At 38.8% G+C, this 22,255-nt stretch carries 22 protein-coding genes; 4 read left to right on the top strand and 18 right to left on the bottom strand.

The features are described from left to right. Positions 1-130: 130 nt before the first annotated feature. The 10 genes from IE222_RS04310 to IE222_RS04355 form a co-directional block, all read right to left on the bottom strand. Positions 131-1,207: a bifunctional 3-deoxy-7-phosphoheptulonate synthase/chorismate mutase gene (locus tag IE222_RS04310; RefSeq protein WP_191270021.1), complete on the bottom strand. Its 1,077-nt coding sequence runs from the start codon at positions 1,205-1,207 to the stop codon at positions 131-133. 274 nt (positions 1,208-1,481) lie between these two features. Further along, complete coding sequence (ytxJ, locus tag IE222_RS04315) at positions 1,482-1,814, bottom strand: bacillithiol system redox-active protein YtxJ (protein WP_191270023.1); 333 nt, start codon at positions 1,812-1,814, stop codon at positions 1,482-1,484. Positions 1,815-1,900: 86 nt separating this feature from the next. Continuing rightward, positions 1,901-2,392 carry a YtxH domain-containing protein gene (locus IE222_RS04320; protein ID WP_191270024.1) on the bottom strand — a complete coding sequence of 164 codons (492 nt, stop codon included), beginning with the start codon at positions 2,390-2,392 and terminating at the stop codon, positions 1,901-1,903. Positions 2,393-2,414: 22 nt separating this feature from the next. Next, positions 2,415-2,876, bottom strand: a complete 462-nt coding sequence (locus IE222_RS04325) for a DUF948 domain-containing protein (RefSeq protein ID WP_191270026.1) — start codon at positions 2,874-2,876, stop codon at positions 2,415-2,417. Positions 2,877-3,112: 236 nt separating this feature from the next. Then, positions 3,113-4,411, bottom strand: a complete 1,299-nt coding sequence (gene murC / locus IE222_RS04330) for a UDP-N-acetylmuramate--L-alanine ligase (RefSeq protein ID WP_191270028.1) — start codon at positions 4,409-4,411, stop codon at positions 3,113-3,115. A gap of 225 nt (positions 4,412-4,636) precedes the next feature. After that, complete coding sequence (locus tag IE222_RS04335) at positions 4,637-7,000, bottom strand: DNA translocase FtsK (protein ID WP_370465005.1); 2,364 nt, start codon at positions 6,998-7,000, stop codon at positions 4,637-4,639. Between the two features lie 159 nt (positions 7,001-7,159). Further along, entirely contained in the window at positions 7,160-7,948 is a 789-nt protein-coding gene (locus IE222_RS04340) for a DUF1444 domain-containing protein (protein ID WP_191270221.1), read from the bottom strand. A gap of 90 nt (positions 7,949-8,038) precedes the next feature. Continuing rightward, positions 8,039-8,353 (bottom strand): thioredoxin family protein, encoded by a 315-nt coding sequence (locus IE222_RS04345; protein ID WP_191270032.1) that lies wholly within the window; start codon positions 8,351-8,353, stop codon positions 8,039-8,041. A gap of 155 nt (positions 8,354-8,508) precedes the next feature. Further along, entirely contained in the window at positions 8,509-9,036 is a 528-nt protein-coding gene (locus IE222_RS04350; RefSeq protein ID WP_191270034.1) for a DUF84 family protein, read from the bottom strand. A gap of 63 nt (positions 9,037-9,099) precedes the next feature. Next, positions 9,100-10,173, bottom strand: coding sequence for a M42 family metallopeptidase (locus IE222_RS04355; RefSeq protein ID WP_191270036.1), 1,074 nt, complete (start codon positions 10,171-10,173; stop codon positions 9,100-9,102). A gap of 191 nt (positions 10,174-10,364) precedes the next feature. Between IE222_RS04355 and IE222_RS04360 the strand changes: the two genes are divergently transcribed. Beyond that, positions 10,365-10,685, top strand: coding sequence for a PepSY domain-containing protein (locus IE222_RS04360; RefSeq protein ID WP_191270038.1), 321 nt, complete (start codon positions 10,365-10,367; stop codon positions 10,683-10,685). Between the two features lie 39 nt (positions 10,686-10,724). On the opposite strand, the gene IE222_RS04365 is transcribed toward IE222_RS04360, so the two are convergent. Further along, on the bottom strand, positions 10,725-11,564 hold the full coding sequence (locus IE222_RS04365) for a YtnP family quorum-quenching lactonase (protein WP_191270040.1): 840 nt from the start codon (positions 11,562-11,564) through the stop codon (positions 10,725-10,727). Positions 11,565-11,654: 90 nt separating this feature from the next. Beyond that, positions 11,655-12,296 carry a tRNA (guanosine(46)-N7)-methyltransferase TrmB gene (trmB, locus tag IE222_RS04370; protein ID WP_191270042.1) on the bottom strand — a complete coding sequence of 214 codons (642 nt, stop codon included), beginning with the start codon at positions 12,294-12,296 and terminating at the stop codon, positions 11,655-11,657. A 136-nt stretch (positions 12,297-12,432) separates the two neighbouring features. Here trmB and IE222_RS04375 point away from each other — a divergent pair, with 136 nt between their 5' ends. Further along, a complete protein-coding gene (locus IE222_RS04375; protein ID WP_191270044.1) occupies positions 12,433-12,711 on the top strand; it encodes a YtzH-like family protein in 279 nt (92 codons plus the stop codon). On the opposite strand, the gene IE222_RS04380 is transcribed toward IE222_RS04375, so the two are convergent. The 6 genes from IE222_RS04380 to pepV all read right to left on the bottom strand — a co-directional run bounded on the left by IE222_RS04380 (position 12,712) and on the right by pepV (position 19,838). Then, entirely contained in the window at positions 12,712-13,485 is a 774-nt protein-coding gene (locus IE222_RS04380) for a phosphotransferase family protein (protein ID WP_191270046.1), read from the bottom strand. 242 nt (positions 13,486-13,727) lie between these two features. Next, on the bottom strand, positions 13,728-15,869 hold the full coding sequence (gene pulA, locus IE222_RS04385; protein WP_191270053.1) for a type I pullulanase: 2,142 nt from the start codon (positions 15,867-15,869) through the stop codon (positions 13,728-13,730). After that, positions 15,856-16,839, bottom strand: coding sequence for a diacylglycerol/lipid kinase family protein (locus IE222_RS04390; RefSeq protein WP_191270055.1), 984 nt, complete (start codon positions 16,837-16,839; stop codon positions 15,856-15,858). Before IE222_RS04390 ends, pulA begins: the two co-directional genes overlap by 14 nt. Before the next feature lie 22 nt (positions 16,840-16,861). Further along, entirely contained in the window at positions 16,862-17,419 is a 558-nt protein-coding gene (thpR, locus tag IE222_RS04395) for an RNA 2',3'-cyclic phosphodiesterase (protein WP_191270057.1), read from the bottom strand. A 123-nt stretch (positions 17,420-17,542) separates the two neighbouring features. Further along, positions 17,543-18,397, bottom strand: a complete 855-nt coding sequence (gene dat, locus IE222_RS04400; RefSeq protein ID WP_191270059.1) for a D-amino-acid transaminase — start codon at positions 18,395-18,397, stop codon at positions 17,543-17,545. 22 nt (positions 18,398-18,419) lie between these two features. Further along, positions 18,420-19,838, bottom strand: a complete 1,419-nt coding sequence (gene pepV / locus IE222_RS04405; RefSeq protein WP_191270061.1) for a dipeptidase PepV — start codon at positions 19,836-19,838, stop codon at positions 18,420-18,422. A gap of 414 nt (positions 19,839-20,252) precedes the next feature. Between pepV and IE222_RS04410 the strand changes: the two genes are divergently transcribed. Beyond that, positions 20,253-20,474 carry a DeoR family transcriptional regulator gene (locus tag IE222_RS04410; RefSeq protein WP_191270063.1) on the top strand — a complete coding sequence of 74 codons (222 nt, stop codon included), beginning with the start codon at positions 20,253-20,255 and terminating at the stop codon, positions 20,472-20,474. A gap of 174 nt (positions 20,475-20,648) precedes the next feature. Continuing rightward, positions 20,649-21,998, top strand: a complete 1,350-nt coding sequence (locus IE222_RS04415; RefSeq protein ID WP_191270065.1) for an amino acid permease — start codon at positions 20,649-20,651, stop codon at positions 21,996-21,998. The last annotated feature ends 257 nt before the right edge of the window (positions 21,999-22,255 follow it).

Consider the following 22,255-nt stretch of genomic DNA (forward strand, 5'->3'; position numbering starts at 1 on the left):
AATCTAAATTATGTATTAATGATACGATAAGAACGAAAAAGCCGCAATTACATCGCATCATTTTTTACATTTTCTTTAAAAAAAATTAACCTTCTGCTTCATCAGCAGAAGGCTTTTAATCATAATTAAGTTAAATACGGACAAAATTTGATGCAATCAGTTCATTATAGAATTGATCGAACTGTTCTAAATTCATTTGCTGCTGTGCGTCAGATAATGCAACTGCTGGATCTGGATGAACTTCAGCCATAACTCCATCTGCTCCAATAGCAATTGCCGCTTTCGCACATGGAAGAAGCAGATCTCTTCTGCCAGTAGAATGAGTTACATCAACCATTACAGGCAGGTGCGTTTCTTGTTTTAAAATTGGTACAGCGGAAATATCCAATGTGTTTCTTGTTGCTTTTTCGTATGTTCTTATGCCGCGCTCACACAGAATAATCTGCCCATTTCCTTGTGCCATGATATATTCAGCTGCATTGATAAATTCTTCAATTGTTGCAGCCAGTCCTCTTTTTAAAAGAACAGGTTTATTGACAGCGCCTGCGGCTTTTAATAATTCAAAGTTTTGCATATTTCTGGCGCCAATTTGAATTACGTCAATATATTCAGCTGCCATTTCGATATCAGCTGGATTAACAATTTCACTAATAACCGCCATATCAAATTCAGTTGCCACGCGTTTTAATATTTTTAAGCCCTCTACACCTAAACCTTGGAAATCATATGGAGATGTTCTTGGTTTATAAGCACCGCCGCGCAATAGCTTTAAGCCTTTTTCCTTCATTGCCTTTGCAACGGTCGCTACTTGCTCATATGATTCTACTGCACATGGACCGAAAACAAAATGCTGTTTGCCATCACCGATGTTTTCACCTTTCAAGCTGACAATCGTATTTTCTGGCTTTTTCTTTCTTGATACGAGTAAGGCCTTCTTATGGTCATCCTTTTGTAAATCAAGGCCAGCCTTGAAGATTTCCTTAAAGATATGGTCAATTGTAGCATTGTCAAATGGACCATCATTATTTTGCTTAATCTTATCAAGCATCATTCTTTCACGAACCGGGTCGAAACGATAAACCCCCTGGCTCCCCTTTACATGCCCAATTTCTTGGACGAGCTGGGCTCTTTCGTTGATTAACCTCAACAACTCCAAGTTCACTTCGTCTACGCGGTCTCTTAATTGATCTAATTCATTTTTGCCCATTTATCGTCCCACCCTTTCTTTTGCAAACCAGTATGACTGTCCCTAATTATTATTATTATTAATTGTTTACTGGCTCACAAGCTTATATTTGAAATTTTATAACAATTTAATATTAGGATTTATTATAACTGAAAAAAATTTCTTTGTCATCCCTTTTTTCTTTATTTCTTAAACGCTTTTAAGCGTTAAAGTAATTTTGGATTTATTAAATTATTATATTACTTAGTATTTCAATTTGTGCATTATTATTTTTTTATGAAGGAACAAGAATAATTTATTCATTCTCTGACAAGGCGTTTGTCAAAGTCTTTTTAGTAATCTTCCAATGAGAGGCATTCCATACAGCTTTACCGTTTGAAAATAATATTGCTTGAGGAGACTCATGCTGAATTTGAAAAGTATCAGCAATCTCATTTGATAATGGACGTGAATCCTGAACAGCTAAATAATAACTAGACAGCTCTTGATGTTCCGCTGCAAATTTTTCATATTCCTTATAGGCAGCATGACTGATCGGACATGTTAGACTATGCTTTAAAAAGTAAAATTTCTCTTCTTCTTTTAATAATTGATTAAATTGTTCAGTTGTATCGACTTTTTTTATCATTTTTTTTACCTCCAAAAATAAACGGTGAAGTAATTTTAACACTTCACCGTTTACTTAACAAATAATCAGAATTTTTTTGTACCATCTTATAGTTTTATCCTGTTTTCTTCTTCATCAAAGGCCATTTGTGCCTCCAATAATTTTTTTCTTATTTCATCATCATTTGCAGTGCCTTTGTCTTCCTGTTTTACAGGGGAAGTATTACTGGAACTCCCAATCGAAATATAGTTGATTTCCGTGTCATCCTTAGCTTCTTCCTTGCTTATTGCTTTTTCTTTTACCTTACTTAATAACTCCGCAGACTGCTGAACTATTCCTTGCGAAAGGGTGGATGTTTTCGCTGCAAGTGCAGTGCCTTTAGTCTTCACTGTTTCACTCAATTGCCCTGTTTTATTCACAATAGACCCTGCGTTGCTGCCAATCGTATTCCGCAGGTCTTTTCCAGTTTTAGGTGTTAGGAAAAGGGCAGCTGCTGCCCCAACCGCTCCACCGATAATCGCGCCTAGTAAAAAGCTGCTCGTTGATCCTTCATTGCGACCTTGATTCGTTTCCCGTGAGTCATATTCCCGATTAGCCATTATATCCAACTCCTCATAAGTTTTAATATGAACGAACTTTTTGCTTTTCTTGTAGAATATCCACCTTTTTTGCTTGTTTTCTTTCCTGCCACTTGTCCTTTAATTCGAGAATGACATTACTCCATTGAATAATTTGTGAGACCTTCTCTTTACTTTCATCAACCTGCCTGTCAACTGTTTTCGTTATGTTTTGCAATGTTCCGTTAAAGTTGGAAACGGTAACCCCTACACCCTTAACCGCATCTACAACACTGTTTAAGTTTGCGGATTTCTGCTGAATATCATCAGCTAATGCATTTGTTTTTTGTAATAGTAATGTGGTTTCTCTTGTTACGCCATCAAGCTGTTTCTCCACCCCTTTTAACGTATCAGAGACACTGTCGAGTGTTACTTGAAGTGTTTTAAGCGTTTTGGAAATAAAAATGACCAGTACTAAGAACGCCACAGCTACCAAGGCAACGCTTAAGTATAATATAATTTGCATGATCGCACCTCCGCCTTAATATATCCCTATGTATTACCCAACTTATGAGAAACTAAACTTCGCTAATATCTTATACTACTTCCATTTATTTGTCCTGTTTTCCTGCAAGATGAATAAAATTTTTCAAGTTTGCCTGTTCACTGGAGCGGAATCAATAGTATTCAAATGTAATGACTTTCAACGCTGCCTAATTTTAATAAACAAAAAGGATGCCAAACGCACTGGCATCCCTTTTTTTAGACTAGTTGTTTTTCATATGATTCCTGAAACTTTTGGATATCTCCAGCACCCATAAACAGGATGACACTATGATCATGTTGTTTTAATACAGAAGTATTTTCTTCCGAAAGAATTTCAGATCCGGCAACCTTCTCTTGCAGATCCTTAATCGATAGTTGACCGTGGTTCTCTCGAGCAGAGCCAAAAATTTCACACAAATACGTTTTATCCGCCAATCTCAATGACGCGGCAAAATCCTCGAGGAACGCTTGCGTCCGCGTAAAGGTATGCGGCTGAAATACTGCAATAATTTCCCTGTCTGGGTATTTTTGTTTAGCAGCATCAATGGTTGCTTTAATTTCGGTAGGATGATGGGCATAATCGTCAATTAGAATCTGAGATCCGACTGCTTTTTCTGAGAATCTTCTTTTAACTCCCTGGAAGCTCATTAATCTTTCTTTAACTGCCTCCACACTCATTTCTTCATAATGGCATAAACCAATTACTGCAAGTGCATTTAGCACATTGTGATCACCGAATGTCGGAATTGAAAAAGTATCATAGAATGTATTGCGGATAAACACATCAAAGCTCGTTCCATCTGTTGTTTTGACGATATTTTTGGCCTGATAATCATTCCCCTCGTCAAAGCCGTAGAACAAAACAGGAACCTTTGCCTGAATTTTTTGAAGCTGCTCGTCATCGCCGCATGCAAATATTGCTTTCTTTACTTGTACCGCCATTTCTTGAAATGCTGAAAAAACATCATCAATATTGGCAAAGTAATCAGGATGATCAAAATCAATATTTGTCATAATGGCGTAATCAGGAAAATAGGAGAGAAAATGTCGTCTATATTCACATGCTTCAAAGACAAAATATTCTGCCTCTTCTTCCCCTTTACCTGTACCGTCACCAATTAAAAATGAAGTGGGCCGTGTTCCAGAAATCACATGGGCAAGCAGCCCTGTTGTCGAAGTTTTACCGTGCGCTCCAGTTATTGCAACGCTCGTAAAGTTCTGCATAAAATCGCCTAAAAAACGGTGATAACGTACGATAGGAAGTCCGAGCTTCATTGCCTCTTGAATTTCCTCATGTGTATCTGGAAAAGCATTTCCTGCAATAATTGTCATACCCGGTTTTATATTTTCCTTTTGGAAAGGAAGAATTTTAATTCCTGATTTTTCAAGGGCAACTTGTGTAAAAAAGTGCTTTTCATAATCGGAGCCTTGCACTTCAAATTTCATATCATGTAGAACCTGTGCGAGTGCACTCATTCCTGACCCCTTTATACCTACAAAATGGTAAATAGTCATAGATGAACCTCCAACCAACGTAATACTGTAAAACAGTATATGACATTTGTCTGTAATTGCTAATAATGAAGCATTGCTTAATAAGCGCTAATTCATTTTGTTAAATCATATTTCAATATTATAGCATTGTTTATTTATAAAAACTATTTAATAACTCAACCTGCCAAACAGCTAAGACTATATAGTACTTATTATTTGTCCATGTCTCTAAAGAATACTATTCGATTAAACATTATAGCTGTCCTCTTGGATGGCCGCAAAGTCCGCTTCCGAAATCAATACTTCGCGAGGTTTACTGCCATTTGCACTTGTAATATAGCCATTTTGCTCTAACATATCCATTAGTCTCGCCGCACGATTATAACCGATTTTAAAGCGTCGCTGTAGACTTGAGGTGGAAGCTGCCCCTTGGTCGATAATAAACTCACAAACCTCAAAAAACAGCTCATCTTCGCCTTCTGAAACCTGTGCTTTTTTTAACAGCTCTTCCTGCTCAAATAAATACTCCGGCTCCCGCTGCTCCCTTACATGACCAACAACAAAATCAATTTCTTCGTCAGAAACAAACGTTCCTTGTAAACGAACTGGTTTTGACGAACCGTTTTCTAAAAATAACATATCACCGCGTCCTAATAATTTCTCTGCACCGCTTATGTCAATAATGGTTCGAGAATCAATCTGTGATGAGACGGAAAAAGCAATCCGAGTTGGAATATTGGCTTTGATTAACCCTGTTATGACGTCTACGGAAGGTCTTTGTGTCGCAATAATTAAATGAATTCCGCACGCCCTGGCCTTTTGAGCGATCCGGCAAATGGCTTCTTCTACGTCTGCTGGTGACATCATCATGAGATCTGCCAGCTCATCAATGATAATGACGATAAATGGCAGCTTATCAGAATATTGTTTATGCTCCATTGCCAATTCATTAAATCGGTTAATATCTCGAACTCCAGTATGAGCAAATAATTCATAGCGCCGTTCCATTTCTTCAACAGCCCATTTTAATGCAGCAGTTGCCGCCTTCACATCTGTTATCACAGGGCTGACAAGATGTGGAATACGATTATACGGTGCCAGTTCAACCATTTTTGGGTCGATTAACAATAACCGTACATCTTCTGGCGTTGCCTTATATAATAAGCTTATTAGGATAGAGTTCACGCATACGCTTTTTCCCGAACCAGTCGCCCCAGCAATTAGTCCATGAGGCATTTTCTTTAAATCCGTTACAATTGGCTTCCCGGCAATATCAAGACCTAGCACAGCTGTCAACGGCGAGGAAGATTCACCGAAGGGAGTGCTCTGGATAATTTCACTTATCTGTACTGGCCTTGAAGTTTGATTCGGCACCTCAATTCCAATCGTGTGTTTCCCTGGAATAGGGGCTTCAATCCGAATATCTCTTGCCGCAAGGCTTAATTTAATATCATCACTTAGGTTTGTGATTTTATTGACCTTTACTCCCGGTTCTGGCTGAACCTCGAATCGAGTAACAGAAGGCCCTTGGGTAACATGTACAACACCGGCACTGACATTAAAATTTTGTAATGTTTGATTGAGAAGCTCTTCCTGTTCTGCAAGCCACTCCGTATCTTTTCCTTTACTAATTGGCGGATTTAGCAAACTAAATTCAGGAAAAATATAATGACCAATCTCATCTCTTTGTCCGGCAGTATCAGGCACACTAATAGGCATTTTTCTGGTTTTATGAACGGCGGTTTGGTCTTGCAGCATTTTTTCCTCTAGCGGTTCTTTTAGCTGTACTGGCTTACTTTGGTCTGTCTGTGTTCTGATTATTTCCTGCTTCAGTTCCCATTTTTCCTTATCCTGCTTCAACATCATGACATTAAATGGCAAATGTGTTCTTCCTGATCTCGCAGATCTCCGCTGCTCGAGGTTTTCTTCGTTTAAAAACGGTTCCGCTGTCTTTTCTTTTTCTAAAACCTCTATATTACCTTTGCTTAATTCTGGCGGCGATACAGGCTCCTTATATGTAATTTCCTCCTCATGATCCCTCTCTGCCTTCTCAATCACCTTTGTTAGCATCGCAGGTACTGCCTGGTCGTTCTGAACAATTGGAACGGACTCACTGTCTTCGGTTCCCAATTGGATTATTTCTTCTGCCGTTTCGGCGATGCTTTCCTTCGGTGCCGCTTCAGTTTGCGAAAAATGACTTAATTCATGTTCAACGATAGCAGTTGATTTTCTAGGCCGATTAAATCCAAATACTGGCGACGGAATTTCAGTTGGATGAAATGGGCCGCGCATGTTTGGCAACGGTTCTGTTTTCCCTTTGGGCAGTTCTATTTTCTCGGTTCTCACCTTCGTTGTTTCTGAACTGCTGGATTCGACAACCTTATTTTTTTGATTTTTCGATCTACCTTCTCTAGATGTTTTATTCCTTTTAGGTGCGGAAGGAGTTCCTTTAGGATACTGATAAGAAACTTTTACATCGACATCTTTTATGCTCTCATATTTGTCAGGCGGCGGGAGATCTCCCGTTTTATCATTATGAAAAAAGGAAGCGTCAAATTCTTCTTCCCCGTCTTTTCTTAATTTTTGAAACAAGTTTTGGATCCAGCTCAAAACTATCACTCTTTCTTCTTCATCTATCATTCTATTTTATCAGTATTTGATATTTTTTCGACATAATTCTGCGGAATTAGTCAAAATCTCTTTTGCTTTGGATGATAACGGAAATACCCGATGTAAAAAGGACCAACTAAATGGTCCCTTTCCCTTTTATTATTTATTTTTCCCAAGAATAAAAATAGGTTCTAATTCCCCATTTTCAAAATAAAACGATAGTGCCGTTATCGGTACACGACCGCTGGCAAAAAAGCTCATGGTCATTTGTGCTAATACATCATAACCGCGGTCATTACGGATATCCGCAATAATTAATACGTCCTGATGTGGTACGGCGACGACCATTGTTCCAGTAATTCGCTGTTGGATATCATTTAAGAATCCTTTATTTAATATTCGGCTTGCATCGTACCCATCATTGGTGTTTAGGAAATAGAAGATATTCCCAGCAACCTGATCTTCCTTTAATGATGTTGACAATGACCTGACATTAAATAAGGCTATTTCTTTGATTCGATATGGATCCCATCCCTCTTTTTCAAGAACCCGCGAATCAATTAACCTATAAGTTTTCCCCATATCGAGGGCATAATAAATTTTTGTTTCAGCTGTATGCTCATCCGTTAGAAAAGGAACTCCCTCTTCTGCTTCTGTAGGGAAGGAAGCGGAGCGAATAACGGGAAAAATTCTTTTTTCATGATCTGTTAATTGGACTGGGCTCTCCATTGCCTTAAGTCCCTCTTCCACATAATAAACAACTTCATTTATCGCCTTTTCCTTTTCATTATGCCATTTAGCTACAATTCCACCCAGGGAAAGAGTGATTCCTTTTCCAACTTTCTTACTCTCAATCCGCAGCTGATCATTTTCACGGTCATATGTTATCAGTCGCTCGTCTCCGCCTAAGCGGGACTCTAATTCTCGTTTCATTTTAATGCTATCCATCTTCATTACTTTTCCTCCTCCGTTATCAGGAGCCGTTTCCCCTATTTTACATGAAGAAACCTCCTTCTCCAAGGGAAGGAGGTGAAGATATTAGTTTAAGCCTTTAATAAAGGTTTCAATTTCTTCCTTTGTTTTTCTGTCTTTGCTGACAAATCTTCCAAGTTCCTTGCCATTTTCAAAGGCGATAAAGCTTGGAATTCCGAATACATCAAGCTGCTGGCATAAATCGATAAAGTCATCACGGTCAATATGAATAAATCTATACTCAGAGAAGTCTGCTTCTATTTCCGGTAATACCGGTTCTATCACACGGCAATCTGGACACCAGCCTGCAGAAAACATAAAAATAGTTTTTCCTTGATCACGAAGCTGTTCAAATTGCTCCATTGAATCTAAATGTTTCATTTTTTAACGCCTCCGTTTGCCTTTATACTTATGTAAGTTTCCTTCACAATCATAGCAGGTAGTTTACTTACTAGTCCAACAGAATGCACAAGTGATTTGCGCTTCAGGCGCTTTCTCAGTCAACCTAGTGCAATCAACTTTCTTTTCCCAAACTACTACGATTCAATTTGATTCTGTTTTTGTTGGTAGGTGTATTGTCCGATTAAAAGATTCATTACATGGGTGAACATTTCTGCTCGGTTCACCAGCCCATTTGTAAATACCCCGACGGCTCCTTCTTGCTTGCTTACATTTTTCTTTTTCGCATAGTCTTCCATGACCGGCCCTAGTTCTTCTCCCGTTCGGAGCCTTGCTGCTATTTCCTCGGGAAGCAAAATTCGGGCACCGCCGGCAATGATCGGTTCCAATCCTTTAGCCGCTAATGCTCCCCAATTGCATATGAACAGCCCGTGATTTGTTTCCTGAACACCGCCCTCTAAACCAATGCCAATGTCGCCACTTCCTTCACGAAGGGCCCCTGCCGCCCGATTAATCGCCCCTTTAATCGTTTCTTCGTCTGAAAGAGGCTGATCGCTGACACCTGATGGGATGTCAAGCGAACTTAATTCAATATATTGATTCGTAAAGCTATTTTTTACAGCTTCAATTTTCGCAGGATTTTTTGACCCAATGATAACTCTCATTGCTGTATACCTCTCCTTTTATAAAAAGGAGGCTGATTCCAAAGAAACGCCTCCACGTTAACATTAACTATTTGCTTTTATTGTATCCACTGTTGTTTTATCACAGGCTTTGACTAATTTCACCAATAATTCTTTAGCAGCAGCGTAATCATCCACATGGATAATGGAGGCATGTGTGTGGATATAACGGGAACAAATTCCGATTACTGCACTAGGAATCCCTTCATTCAATTGGTGAACACGACCGGCATCTGTTCCGCCTTGTGATACAAAATATTGATACGGAATATTGTTTGTCTCAGCAGTATCAAGGACAAACTCACGTATTCCCCGATGTGTTACCATGGATCTGTCCAGGATGCGGAGTAAGGTGCCCTTCCCTAATTGGCCAAATTCTGATTTATCACCACTTGCATCATTTGCAGGCGAGGCATCAAGAGCAAAAAAGATATCTGGTTTAATCATATTTGCCGCCGTTTGCGCACCGCGAAGCCCAACTTCCTCCTGCACAGTAGCTCCCGAATAAAGGATATTCGGCAGCGTCTCATCCTTTACTTCCTGCAGCAGTTCAATCGCTAAGCCGCATCCATAGCGATTATCCCATGCTTTTGCTAAGATCTTATTCTCATTTGCCATCGGAGTAAATGGACAGATTGGCAGAATCGCCTGTCCAGGTTTAATTCCCATTCTTTCGGCATCTGCCCGGTCATCAGCACCTACATCAATCAGCATATTTTTTTGTTCCATCGGTTTATTCTTCTTAGACTCATCTAACAGATGAGGTGGAATCGATCCAATGACCCCGATAATCGGCCCTTTGTTTGTCATAACCTGGACTCTTTGGGCAAGAAGAACCTGGCTCCACCAGCCTCCCAGCGGTTGAAATCGAAGCATCCCGTTATCAGTAATAGCTGTAACCATAAAGCCAACCTCATCCATATGACCAGCAACCATAATCGTTGGACCATTTTCATTGCCCCTTTTGACACCAAAAATACTGCCAAGCTTATCTTGGACAATTTCATCGGAGTATGGTGACAGCTGCTCACGCATAAATTTACGGATTGCATGTTCATTTCCCGGTGCCCCAGGAAGCTCTGTTAACGTTTGAAAAAGCTTTAACGTTTGTTCATTCATGGACTTTAAGCTCCTTTTGGATGATTCTATTAATATGTATATACTTTATTTTACAAAATTTATGTTTTACTTACCAACAATTCATTTTCAATATAACTGTAATATTACCTTCATCCTAATAAATACGATATACTGAAGGTAGAATACTGATATGTAATCTTTTCCATATTTAATGTTGGAGGTTCTGCTACATGAACTGGAAATCGTTTATTGTTGGTGCTGCAGTTGGAATTCTAAGCGGCTATGCCGCACGTGAAATCTTCTCAAATAATTCGAAGGTGTCACCTGAAAAAGTGCTGGAAAACGTAAAAAAACAATTTACTCAAAAAGGGCCAATCACGGGTTCCTGGATTCATATGGCCGTAGAACCATATGAAATACACGATATTCATTATCAGGTCTACAAAGGTGGAATTTCAAAAAATATTGACGGTGTTAACGAGCAATACGAATTTGCCGCTGATGCTTCCACAGGAACCCTGATCGATGTCCGCCGTTTATCGGCATCGTAGACGAAAGCCGTATCACACACAAATGATACGGCTTTTCATTTATTTCGAACGCATAATACTCTCAATAATTTGTCCATCTTCTCCCCATTTTACTGCCCGGTAAACTGCATCATGATAAAAGGTAAACCAGGCATTTTTCTCTATAGCATATGGCTGCCACTTTCCTTTTGCAGCAATGGAGTCCATTGGATAATCGTCATAAGCCATTACCCATAAAACATTTTGGTGGGCATGGGTAGCTAAAATGTCCGCCATATGTATAGCCATTTCACCACCATCTTCAATGATAATGATGGAATGTCCATTGCTATGACCGCCTGTATGAACCATGCGAATTGGACCTAAACTCCAAGTTTCCTCAAATAGCTCGACCTGTGTTTCAATCGCTTCCCAGTTTTCCTTCCAATATGTACTCTTTGAACGAATATTAGGATTCCGCATTTCATCCCACTCGATTTGCGAAGTAATGATTTTCGCATTAGGAAATACTGAAACATACTCCCCATTTACCAGCTTTGTTAATCCGCAGGAATGGTCAAAATGTAAATGGGTCATTAACACATAATCAATTTTTTCTGTATCAAGCCCTAGGCTTTCTAAGGACGCATCTAACTCAGATTCCTTTGTCACCCCAAAATTCCGGAGTTGTTTTTCAGTTAATTTTCCATTGCCGAGTCCTGATTCAATTAAGATATTCTTGCCATCTAATTGAATTAAAATAGGATCTGTCGGCAATTCAATTTGGTTTTTATCATTTGCCGGATATTTTCTGGACCATAGCGCTTTTGGGACAACCCCAAACATTGCACCGCCATCTAAATTGGTTATCCCGCCAGACAACCATGTAAGGGAGACGTTCCCTATCTTTAATGTATCCATTTTCATCCACTCCTTTCTTTCATTTTACCATTGCCTGATTATTATGAAAAATAAAATAGGACAACTCCTTATAAAGAGTTGTCCTAAAGTTTATGGTTGGAATTTTACTTCACAACGATAAATTCGATTCCCTTGTTCAGAAAATTTCTGTTCGTACTCTGTCATGATGTTACCTTCAAAATTACTTTTGTGAAGATCAAGGCTGACAAACTTCAATAGCATGCCATATGCTGAAAAACTCATTAACGAATATTCAAATAAGCCTTGATTATCTGTTTTAAAATGAATTTCACCGCCATCAACCATAATATCCTCATATAGCTTTAAAAAATCCTTATAGGTTAATCTTCTTTTTTCATGGCGGACTTTTGGCCATGGATCTGAAAAATTTAAATAGACCCGATCTACATCATTTTTAGTAAAGTATTTCGCTAAATCATTAGCATTGACATTTAACAGTTTAAGATTAGGCAAATCTGCTTCAATTAAACGGTCTAATGCTGCAACAATGACACTATCAAACAGCTCAATGCCCATGTAATTAATATCCGGGTGAGCTTTCGCCATTTCCGTAATAAAACGACCTTTCCCAGTTCCCACTTCAATATGAAGCGGCTGCTCATTGCCAAAAGCTTCATTCCATTTTCCTTTGTAATCTTCTGGATTTGGAACAATATATTGCGGGTATTCCGCTATTTTATCCTTTGCCCAAGGTTTATTTCTAAGTCTCATGTCGGCACTCCTAAAAATATAATTTCGTTCACAACATATCATGAAGCAAATTGACTTGCAAGTGAATAAACAAAAAAAGAATTCACAACCTAAATGTGAATTCCGTTTTAAATTTCACTTGAAAGGATGCACCGATATGCCATTAAGTCATCATGACCAAGTTACATTACTTAAAGATATATTAAATAACCATCAAACAGATTGCTGCGGGTCGACAGCAGAATGTGAACAACTAGAACGATTAGCTAAATCACTGATGGTCAATGCACAGGTTCATCAAAATGTAAAAAGCATTTTGCAGGATGTCTATTATTACAGCCAGACGGGATCGCAGACTGCCGATTTAGACCAGCATATTTTATCCAACCAAGAAAATTTATCACAGTGGGTCAACGATATCGGACAGTTTTCATAATTAAAGAATATCGTTTAAAAATTGTATCCAGTTGTTCATTTCCGCAAAACGATTTTTATTTTTATGCCATTGAATGGATGAAATTGTTTGAAGAACCACATACCATTTCATTCTTAAGCGTAAGTCGTCTGTAAGCTCTTCACCGTACATGGAAAGCCAATCCTGCCAATTTTCCTCGGGAATGTACCAATAAAGAAGCATCCCTAAATCAATGGCAGGATCAGCAATGGATGCCCCGTCCCAATCAATTAAGTACAACTGGTTGTCTTCCGCAAGCAGCCAGTTGTTATGATTGACATCACCATGACAAACAACTTTTTCTTCACTATGAATATTTTTCGCTTCATGTTTTAAAAAGCCTAATGCTTTTTTTACCTCTGGCAAAGAAAGCGTTTCTTGATCCACTTCATTGATCATTGATTGAAAAATCATTTCGGGATTCAATGGGGATTTTTCCAAGCGGCTAAGCATACCAAGCATCGGCTCTGAACGGTGAATTTTCTTTAGGAGCCTGGCAACATGCTCTTGATTCATCTCCGCTGGCTTTAACTCACGGCCCTCAAGCCATTGCTGAGCAGTAATGACATCCCCATTTTCCAATCTTTTCGTCCAAACAAGCTTTGGGACAATCCCTTCAGCTGACAGAACTGCCAAAAAAGGCGAGGAATTCCGTTTCAAAAATAGACTTTGATCCTCATACCTTGCATAAAATGCTTCACCTGTGGCGCCGCCAGCGGGAGTTATTTCCCACTCTTGTCCTAATATATGTTCCAACATTGTTCACCTTCAATTTATGCCGTTCTAATGGTGGCAGTCCACTTTCCCTAACCCATGGAGGAGGACCTATCTTTTTAAGAAGTAAAACCTAGACGTCTAAAGGTTCTACTTTTTTCATTGCCATTTCCATTAAGAATAAGTTTCAAAAGCAAGATTTTGAATTAAATAAAAAAAAGCTATTGATATGTTTTTCTACAATAGCCATCTTTATAAATTTTATCTCCAATTGCCTTTTTTCGTCAAGTCATCTTTTTTAAGAAAACATGTAATGAAATTGGTGCAATCTTCACGTCTCCTTGGTATACATAACCTTTTGGCGTTTTGCCAGCATAATTTTGATTTGCAAGCATGCACCACTCGCCAATTGGAAGTGCAATCGAGTGTTCCTTTTCTGATGGATTGATGACCAGTAAAAGATTGTATTCTTCAGTTTGGAGCGTGCAGCCTAATACAGGAAAAGGCAATGCCAGCGGCTGAATATTCTTCCTAATTTCCACTGCAGTCCGTAAACGAAAACAACGATAGGCCTTTCGAATTTGAATTAGACCTCTCATGTATTCCACATTTTCTTTATGCTCGCTTTTTCGCAGCCAATCAAGCTGATTAATGGAATCAGGAGAACGGTAGCTGTTTCCATCACCCTTTTTTGTTCGAAAAAACTCCTGACCGCTGTGGAGAAAAGGTATTCCTTGTGACAGAATTACAATGCCAGTTGCCAGACGATGGTATTTCCGTTTTACCACTTCATCTACATCCTTCAAGCAAACCTGAAGCTTATCCCATAACGTATGGTTATCGTGGCATTCAATATAGTTTACCGATTGGGTAGGTTCGTTAAATAACCCTTGATTGTCTTCTTTAAAGCCAATACTGCCGGTAATTGCTTCAAATGCCTCCCAATAATAATGTTCATTTCCTAACGCATAACCTTTATCGTAAATGTTAAACGTACTGCCTTTAATGGTATCGCGAAATTGATCATTGAATTGGGCAATTAGCGGTATTTTCTTCTGGTTGGCAATGATGGCTTTCTGCTTAAAAGGCAGCGGGGTATTTAAATTCCAACCCTCCCCAATTATGAGAGTATCTTTTTTAATGGTATCACAAACATTTTTCACGAGGTTCATTGTTTCAATGTCTAAAATCCCCATTAAATCGAATCTAAATCCGTCAATATGATACTCTTCCATCCAGAAGCGAACGGAATCGACAATAAATTTTCGCACCATCCGCCTTTCAGATGCTATGTCATTCCCCACTCCAGTCCCATTTGACGGCATCCCCATCTCATTGTGACGGAAATAATAACCCGGAACAATTCTTTCAAAAGAAGAATGTTCACGTTTATAAACATGATTAAAAACAACGTCCATGATAACCCGAAGTCCGGCGCGATGAACCTGATCTATTAATTGCTTTAATTCGATAATTCTGGAATAAGGATTTGCAGGGTCTGTGGAATAACTGCCTTCAGGTGCATTGAAATGAAGGGGGTTATAGCCCCAGTTATATTCTTCATTAGGTCTTAATTCATCAACGCCTGCAAAATCATGAAAAGGAAGGAATTCAATATGGGTAATGCCTAAATTTTCCACATAGGATACCCCAGTTAGTTCAGTATCTTTTCCTTTTGTATATAGCTCCCCGGCCCCTAGATACAGTCCTTTATTTCTCACACCGCTATCTGGGTGGATAGTAAAATCTCTTATATGGGTTTCATAAATAATAGCATCAACGGAACTTTCGAGAGGAGGGATGTCGATTTTAGAGCGATTTGTTTTCTTTAAATTGACAATAACACCTTGTTCCCCATTTACGCTAACCGCTTTCGCATAAGGGTCAACGGCCTCGTGCCACTCCTGATTCACTTGAACAAGGAAACTATATTGAAAATATTCCAAATCGCGATAAACGACCGCCGTCCAAACCCCTTTGTCCTCCCTCTTCATCTTCACAATCTCTGAATAATGGCTATTAGGAGAACGTAATTTTACCTTTACCTGAGAGGCAGTTGGTGCCCACAGCTTAAATAAACTTTGATCGGGACAGTATGTCACTCCCAAATCGGTTCCCTGATAATAAAACTTCTGATCAAAAGCTTCTGTTCTAATAACGGCACCAATTTGAAGGTCTGTTTTCCCTCCATGTTCATCCATAATCCAATATTGTGTTCCAAAACAATATTTTGCCGATAACCGGCACACATATTTATAATGGCCTTCTATTAAAAGCTTTTCTATGATCTGCAATCGACTCTTACCATGCCCATCTATGATATAAAATGACGAAGACAAGCCTTGGTGATACGAAAGGGGAAGGAGAATCGTAATTAAGTTCATCTCGTCTAAATAGGCAAGAAAATCCCTTTTAATGGATGTCATTCGAATCCCTCGCTTTTACATCAACTTCTTTCATATTTTGCCATCTCGTCAACACTTGCATCGCCTTTACCTGGATATCGATTTTTAAAGGAGATTGACCAATATGCTCTCCGTCACCATGAACGAATAATTTTTCTTTAGATTGGATTGACACCTGCTTGCCCTTAAACGTTTTTACCTCCGAAAAATAAATATGCTTTCCCCAAAATACACTGAAAAATACAAGCAGCAGCTTCCATTTCGATAATTCATGAACGACCGTTATGTCCAGAAAACCATCGTTTGGAACAGCTTCAGGGGCAATTTTCATTCCGCCGCCATAATATGGCTGATTAGAAACCGTTACAAACCATGTTTGATTAAATGTATGCTTATATCCATCAATTGATAAATCAATTGTTGCTGTTTTAAAGGTAAATAATTCTCTTAGCAGTAAATAAACATAGACTAAGCGTCCCAGTGATAGTTTATTGAAAAATGCCTTAATCCGTGAATGATTGACCTTATAGGCAATTAACGCATCAAATCCAGCACCCATATTGTTAATAAAATACTCTTCCCTTCCGTCTTCCATTGTCATTTTCCCTGTATCAATCTGGACAAGTTCGCTTTTTGAAAGACGGAGAAGTACTTTTAAGGCGCTGGCTGGGTCGGCTGGAATCTTGAATCCTCTGGAGTAATCATTCCCGGTACCGCCCGGAATAAAACCAAGTGTTATATTTTTATGCTTGAAGATACCATTCATAACCTCATGCATCGTTCCATCGCCGCCAACTGCAATAATAATTTTTTCATGATCATTCTTTGCCGCAATCTGTCTGGCCAGCTGCTTCGCATGCTCAGGATATTCAGTGAAAAATGCTAGATATGGAATCTGTTCATCCTTTAGTTGAAGCTCAATTTTCCCCCAAACTTTACGACAGCGTCCATTCCCAGCTTTTGGATTGATAATAAAGTACATACTCCTCATATACCCCAAACCTCATTTTTATTTAAGTTTGTAATGGAAAAACAGCTGCAGCTTCATATTTTGGCGTTTGATTTAGATGTGTTCGATATAGAACAACGTCTTTTACCTGAAACAAAAGTGGCTCTTGTTGAATCTCGTCCATTCTTTTTCTTTCGAAATGATCCATAGAGTTCCATTTTCTAGCCAGTGTAATATGTGGGCGGAATGGTCTTGTTTCCAGTTGAAACCCCGCCAGTTCACAAGCAGAAAAGACCTTATTTCTAATCAATTGAAGTTTATGACTTTCTGCCGTATCAGCCCAAAACACTCTTGGGGAATCCTCCCTTCCAAATATCCCAAGACCCTGAATCTGTAAAGAAAAGCTGTTTTCATCCTTTACAGCCTCCCTCACGAAATTTTGAGCGGCTGAGAGTTTGTCAGATTCCGCACTCCCGAGAAAGGCCAATGTGATATGGAAATCCAGATGATGAACCCAGCGGCTGAATGGGAAGATTTCTTTCATTTTGTCAATCCGGTCCTTCATTATGATTTTCGTTTCATCGGGTATTCTGACCGCAAAGAAATAGTGCGCTTGCATCATGTATTCATTCCTTTTCTTAAATTTTATTCTATTTTTGCCTAATTGTATGTAGATGTAGACAAAGAATATTTTATGGTCCGAAAAAGACGTGGAGTTAGTATCCACGTCTTTTCTAAAAACTTTTTATAGGTTACCGCATTGTTTTTCAATTTCTTTTTTAAACAGCTCTTGTAATTGCCTTGTTACCGGTCCCGGCACCCCGTCGCCGACTTTTTTATCGTCAATCACAACGATTGGTGTTACCTCGCTGGTTGTACTTGAAAGGAATACTTCATCCGCCTGCGCTAGCTCCTCAAGTGTAAATGTCCGCTCTTCAACTGGAATCTGCTTTTCCTCACATACTCTTAATATCACGTCTTTTGTAATTCCTTTTAAAATCAAATTATTAGATTCATGTGTAATCACAACACCATTTTTCACAATGAATACGTTAGATGAGCTTCCTTCCGTTATATCCTGTCCGCGATGCTGGATTGCTTCATAGCAGCCATTTTCTGCCGCCTTTTGTTTTGCTAAAATATTTCCTAATAGGTTCAAGCTTTTTATATCGCAGCGGAGCCAGCGGATATCCTCGGTTAGAATGGTTTTTACACCTTGTTGGAGGTTAGCTTCCGGAATTGGCATTTCCTTCGTATAAGCTGTAATACATGGAGTAACATCTCCGACCGGGAATGCATGATTCCTAGGAGCAGCCCCTCTAGTAATTTGCATATAAATGATTCCCAGCTTAAGGTTGTTTTTTTCAACTAGTTCATCAAGCATATTCATTATGTTTTCTGCTGAAAATGGAAGTTTGATGCCGATGCTTTCAGAACTCTTAATAAACCGGTCCATATGTTCTTTCCCAGTAAACATTTTCCCATTGTACACCCGGATGACTTCATATACCCCATCACCAAATTGATAACCGCGGTCTTCGATATCGACTTTTGCTTCAGATCGGTTAATAATTTCACTGTTTAAAATGGCATACCCCATGTTTCACATCTCCCTGTTTATTCTATTTATTTTGTGCTAACTCATATATGGTCTGTGCATAAATAGCAGTTGCTTTTACCAAATCTTCAATATACATATACTCGTCCTTTTGATGGGCGATATCCGGTCTCCCTGGAAATAACGGTCCGAATGCAACTCCTAATTTTAATGAGCGAGCGTACGTACCTCCGCCAATCGCAATTAATTCTGCCTTCTCACCTGTTTGTTCTTCATAAACCTTTTTCATTGTTTGAATCAAAAATTCCTTTTCATCCACATGATGCGGCTTCGAATCCGAGAAGTTTTCCATTACGAAGCCTTCTTTTTCTAATAGTAAATCCAATTTTGCTTTCGTTTTTTCGATTTTATTGGTGACCGAATACCTGCAAGTTATACCGATGCTTCCGCCGGATTCAGCTGAATAAGAGAATTTTCCCGGATTAACCGTTAAATCCCCGGAAATATCATCTGAATAAGCGACCCCTATTTTGACACCTCTAGAATCCTTAAAGAAATAGCGGGAAACAAATTGAAAATAGTGTTCAGCTTTCGAATCTACATTAAGCGTAGAAAGAAATTCTGCTAAAAATAGGCCTGCATTTTTCCCGTGTTCCGGCAGCGATCCATGCGCTGAAATCCCTTTCACTTCTAAAATAAGCTGATCCTTCTCTGAAGTGAAGTTATGTTCTAGTTCATGATTATTCATGAAATTCGTAAATTGCTGGCTGATTTCATTTTGATTTTTTGTATTTAGCACGGCTTTGGCGAAATCGGGGACCATATTATATCTCTTTCCAGAAACAAAGCTTACAACGCCGATATTGTTATTTGATGCTTCAGGAACAAGCACATTCTGTACAATATCAAAATTAGCAATCCCTTTTTCTGCATTAATAATCGGAAAATCAGCATCTGGTGCAAACCCCAATGTCGGCATTTCTTCATGATTAAAATAATGCTCGACACAGCGCCAGCCGCTTTCCTCATCAGTCCCAATTATCATCCGAACACGCTTTGCGAGCGGCAGTCCCAGTTCTTTTACAATTTTCATTGCGTAATAAGCAGCCATTGTCGGGCCTTTGTCATCTAAAGCTCCGCGGGCATAAATTTTACCATTACGAATTTCTGCACCAAATGGATCGCTTGTCCAACCATCCCCTTCAGGAACAACATCCACATGGCAAAGAACTCCAAGAAGGTCCTTACCTTCACCGAACTCTAAATGTCCTGATACGTTTCCAACATTTTTTGCAATAAAGCCATCCTTTTCACCAAGATGAAGCATGTAATCTAATGCCTCTTTCACCCCTTTTCCAAGAGGTGCTTCTGATGATGCATGCTCCTCATCCAAAATGCTTTTAATATGTAATAATCCTTGTGTATCTTGAATAAGCGCATCTTTCCTTTTTTCGACCTCAGCCATCCAATCAATCTTTGTCAAATTCGTTTACACCCCCAATATTTGTATAAAAGTATCTTATCAATTTTGTCCGAAAAAACGAAATATTAATTTATGAAAAATTTAATTTAATAATTAGCAGAAAATTCTAATATCCCATCATAATTCTTACACTATATACCATACCTATATATTAAGTAATTGAACTAAGGAGGTTAGGTCAAAACTTTTTTCAAATTAATGGAACAAATTATATCCTCGTGGTAGAAATTTTCAGAAATTGTGGGTACAATAAAAGTAGATGTATGACATCTAGCATTCACAATTAACCTTCTATAAAAAAAGGAGATGTCTGCGCGGAAAAGAAAACTACATATTTTTGAAGAGCTATCTTCAAACAAGCTGTCGGTAGAGGGATTAGACAATAGGTTTTAAAAAAGGATAGGGAGTGGTTCTTTGAAACCTTCAACTAACCGGATGTTAAACCGCATCAAATGTATCTACATGTTTATTCGTAAGAACGGCACAGTGACAACGCAGGAACTTGTAGAGGAATTTGGTATCACTCCTCGCACCATACAACGAGATTTGAATGTCTTAGCCTACAATGACTTGGTCATAAGCCCAAGCCGCGGAAAATGGACAACAACACAAAAGAAAGTGAAGATGTCATCGTAACAAAACTAAAAAGTAAATATAAGAATAAAATAACACGCGAATCATCGCGTGTTATTTGTTTTATCAAGTTCCCTATTAATCAATCAGGATTGACATTTCCCCAAAAAATGATATATTAATATAAAAATACTTTAGTACTTAAAAGCGTCTAAGTAAAATAAGAAAAGGTGCAGCATGGATAAAAAACATCAAGATTTAAATAAAGGATTATTACCGCGGCATGTACAATTTATCGCCTTAGCAGGTATGATTGGTACAGGAATCTTTAAAGGCAGCTCTGATACATTAAATATTGCCGGTCCCAGTGTCATTGTGGCGTATTTAATTGGCGGGCTCTTACTTTTTATTATTATGGCGGCATTAGGTGAGCTGGCACTTGCCTATCCTAACAACAATGTACAGCATTTAGTAAACAGAGCGTTTGGGTTCCAGATTTCCTTTCTAGTTGGATGGCTTTACTGGATTAACTGGATAATTGTTACTGTAGTAGAATTATTAGCAGCTGGGAGCTTTTTGCAATTTTGGCTGCCGCAAACACCATTATGGCTGCTCAGCCTCATTTGTGCAGTGATCATCATTGGCATCAATTTGTTTCAGGTTAAATATTACGGCGAGCTGGAATTTTGGTTTGCCAGTGTGAAAATTATTGCTTTAACAGCATTTATTGTTTTAGGATTTTTACTTCTTTTAGGTGTCATTCCAAGCGACATTCATAATCCAATGTCAAACTATACAGCCCATGGCGGATTTTTTCCTCACGGCATTGGTGGTACCTTCAGCGCTTTTTTAGTGGTTATGTTTTCATATGGCGGGGCTGAATTAATCGGTGTGGCTGTTACCGAAACAAAGAATGCTGAGAAGGTATTGCCTAAAATCATTAAAAGTGCTGTTTGGCGGGTGGTAATCTTCTACATTTTTCCAATCCTTATTATTTGCGGGATAATGCCATGGAACAAGGTAACCGGCGAGGAAAGCCCCTTCGTTCAAGTGTTTAGTGTAACAGGCTTGCCTGGTGCGGCACATATAATGAATTTCGTACTCTTAACAGCGGTGCTATCAGCGGCTAACTCAGGAATTTACGCCACTTCGAGGACATTATTCTCAATGGCCCAAAGTGGTGTAGCACCTGCTGGACTTGCAAAAATCTCTCGCAAAGGTATTCCGGTTGTCGGGATTATATTGACTAGCCTTTGTATCTTAATTGGTGTGTTCCTAGCATACCTAACACCAAGTGAGGTCATCAGCTATCTCATGACGATTCCAGGTTTTACCGTCATGCTCCTTTGGATGAGCATTTGTGCAGCACAGTTGAAATTAAGACCACATTACTTAAATCAGCCATCCTTTAAGGTAAAATGGTTCCCTTATACGACCTGGTTCGCGATAATAGCCTTGGGCGTTATATTTATTGGATTCTTATTTAACCCAAATAATATCACTGGGACTACAGTAAGTCTTATAACCATTGGACTGTTAATTTTATTCTCTTTTATTACTAGAAAAACAAATACTGCAACAGTATAAAAGCCAGCGATTAAGTGCTGGCTTTTTCTTTTATAATTACCCTATCAGGTTGATAGATCCATGTAAATTGAAGAGATGGCCCTAATCTTTTTTTCGGTTGATAATAGACTCGGTTTCTGAAATGACCAGTATACGGAAGGTTCAATGACTGCTCATTCTTATACTTCTTTTTGGATCGGATTCATCGTTTACCCGTCATTTTTCGGAGTTTACCCGTCTGTCTTGTGAAGTTACCCATCGATTTTTTCACTTTACCT

It is taken from the genome of Neobacillus kokaensis (genome assembly GCF_014656545.1).
Lineage (GTDB): Bacteria > Bacillota > Bacilli > Bacillales > Cytobacillaceae > Neobacillus > Neobacillus kokaensis.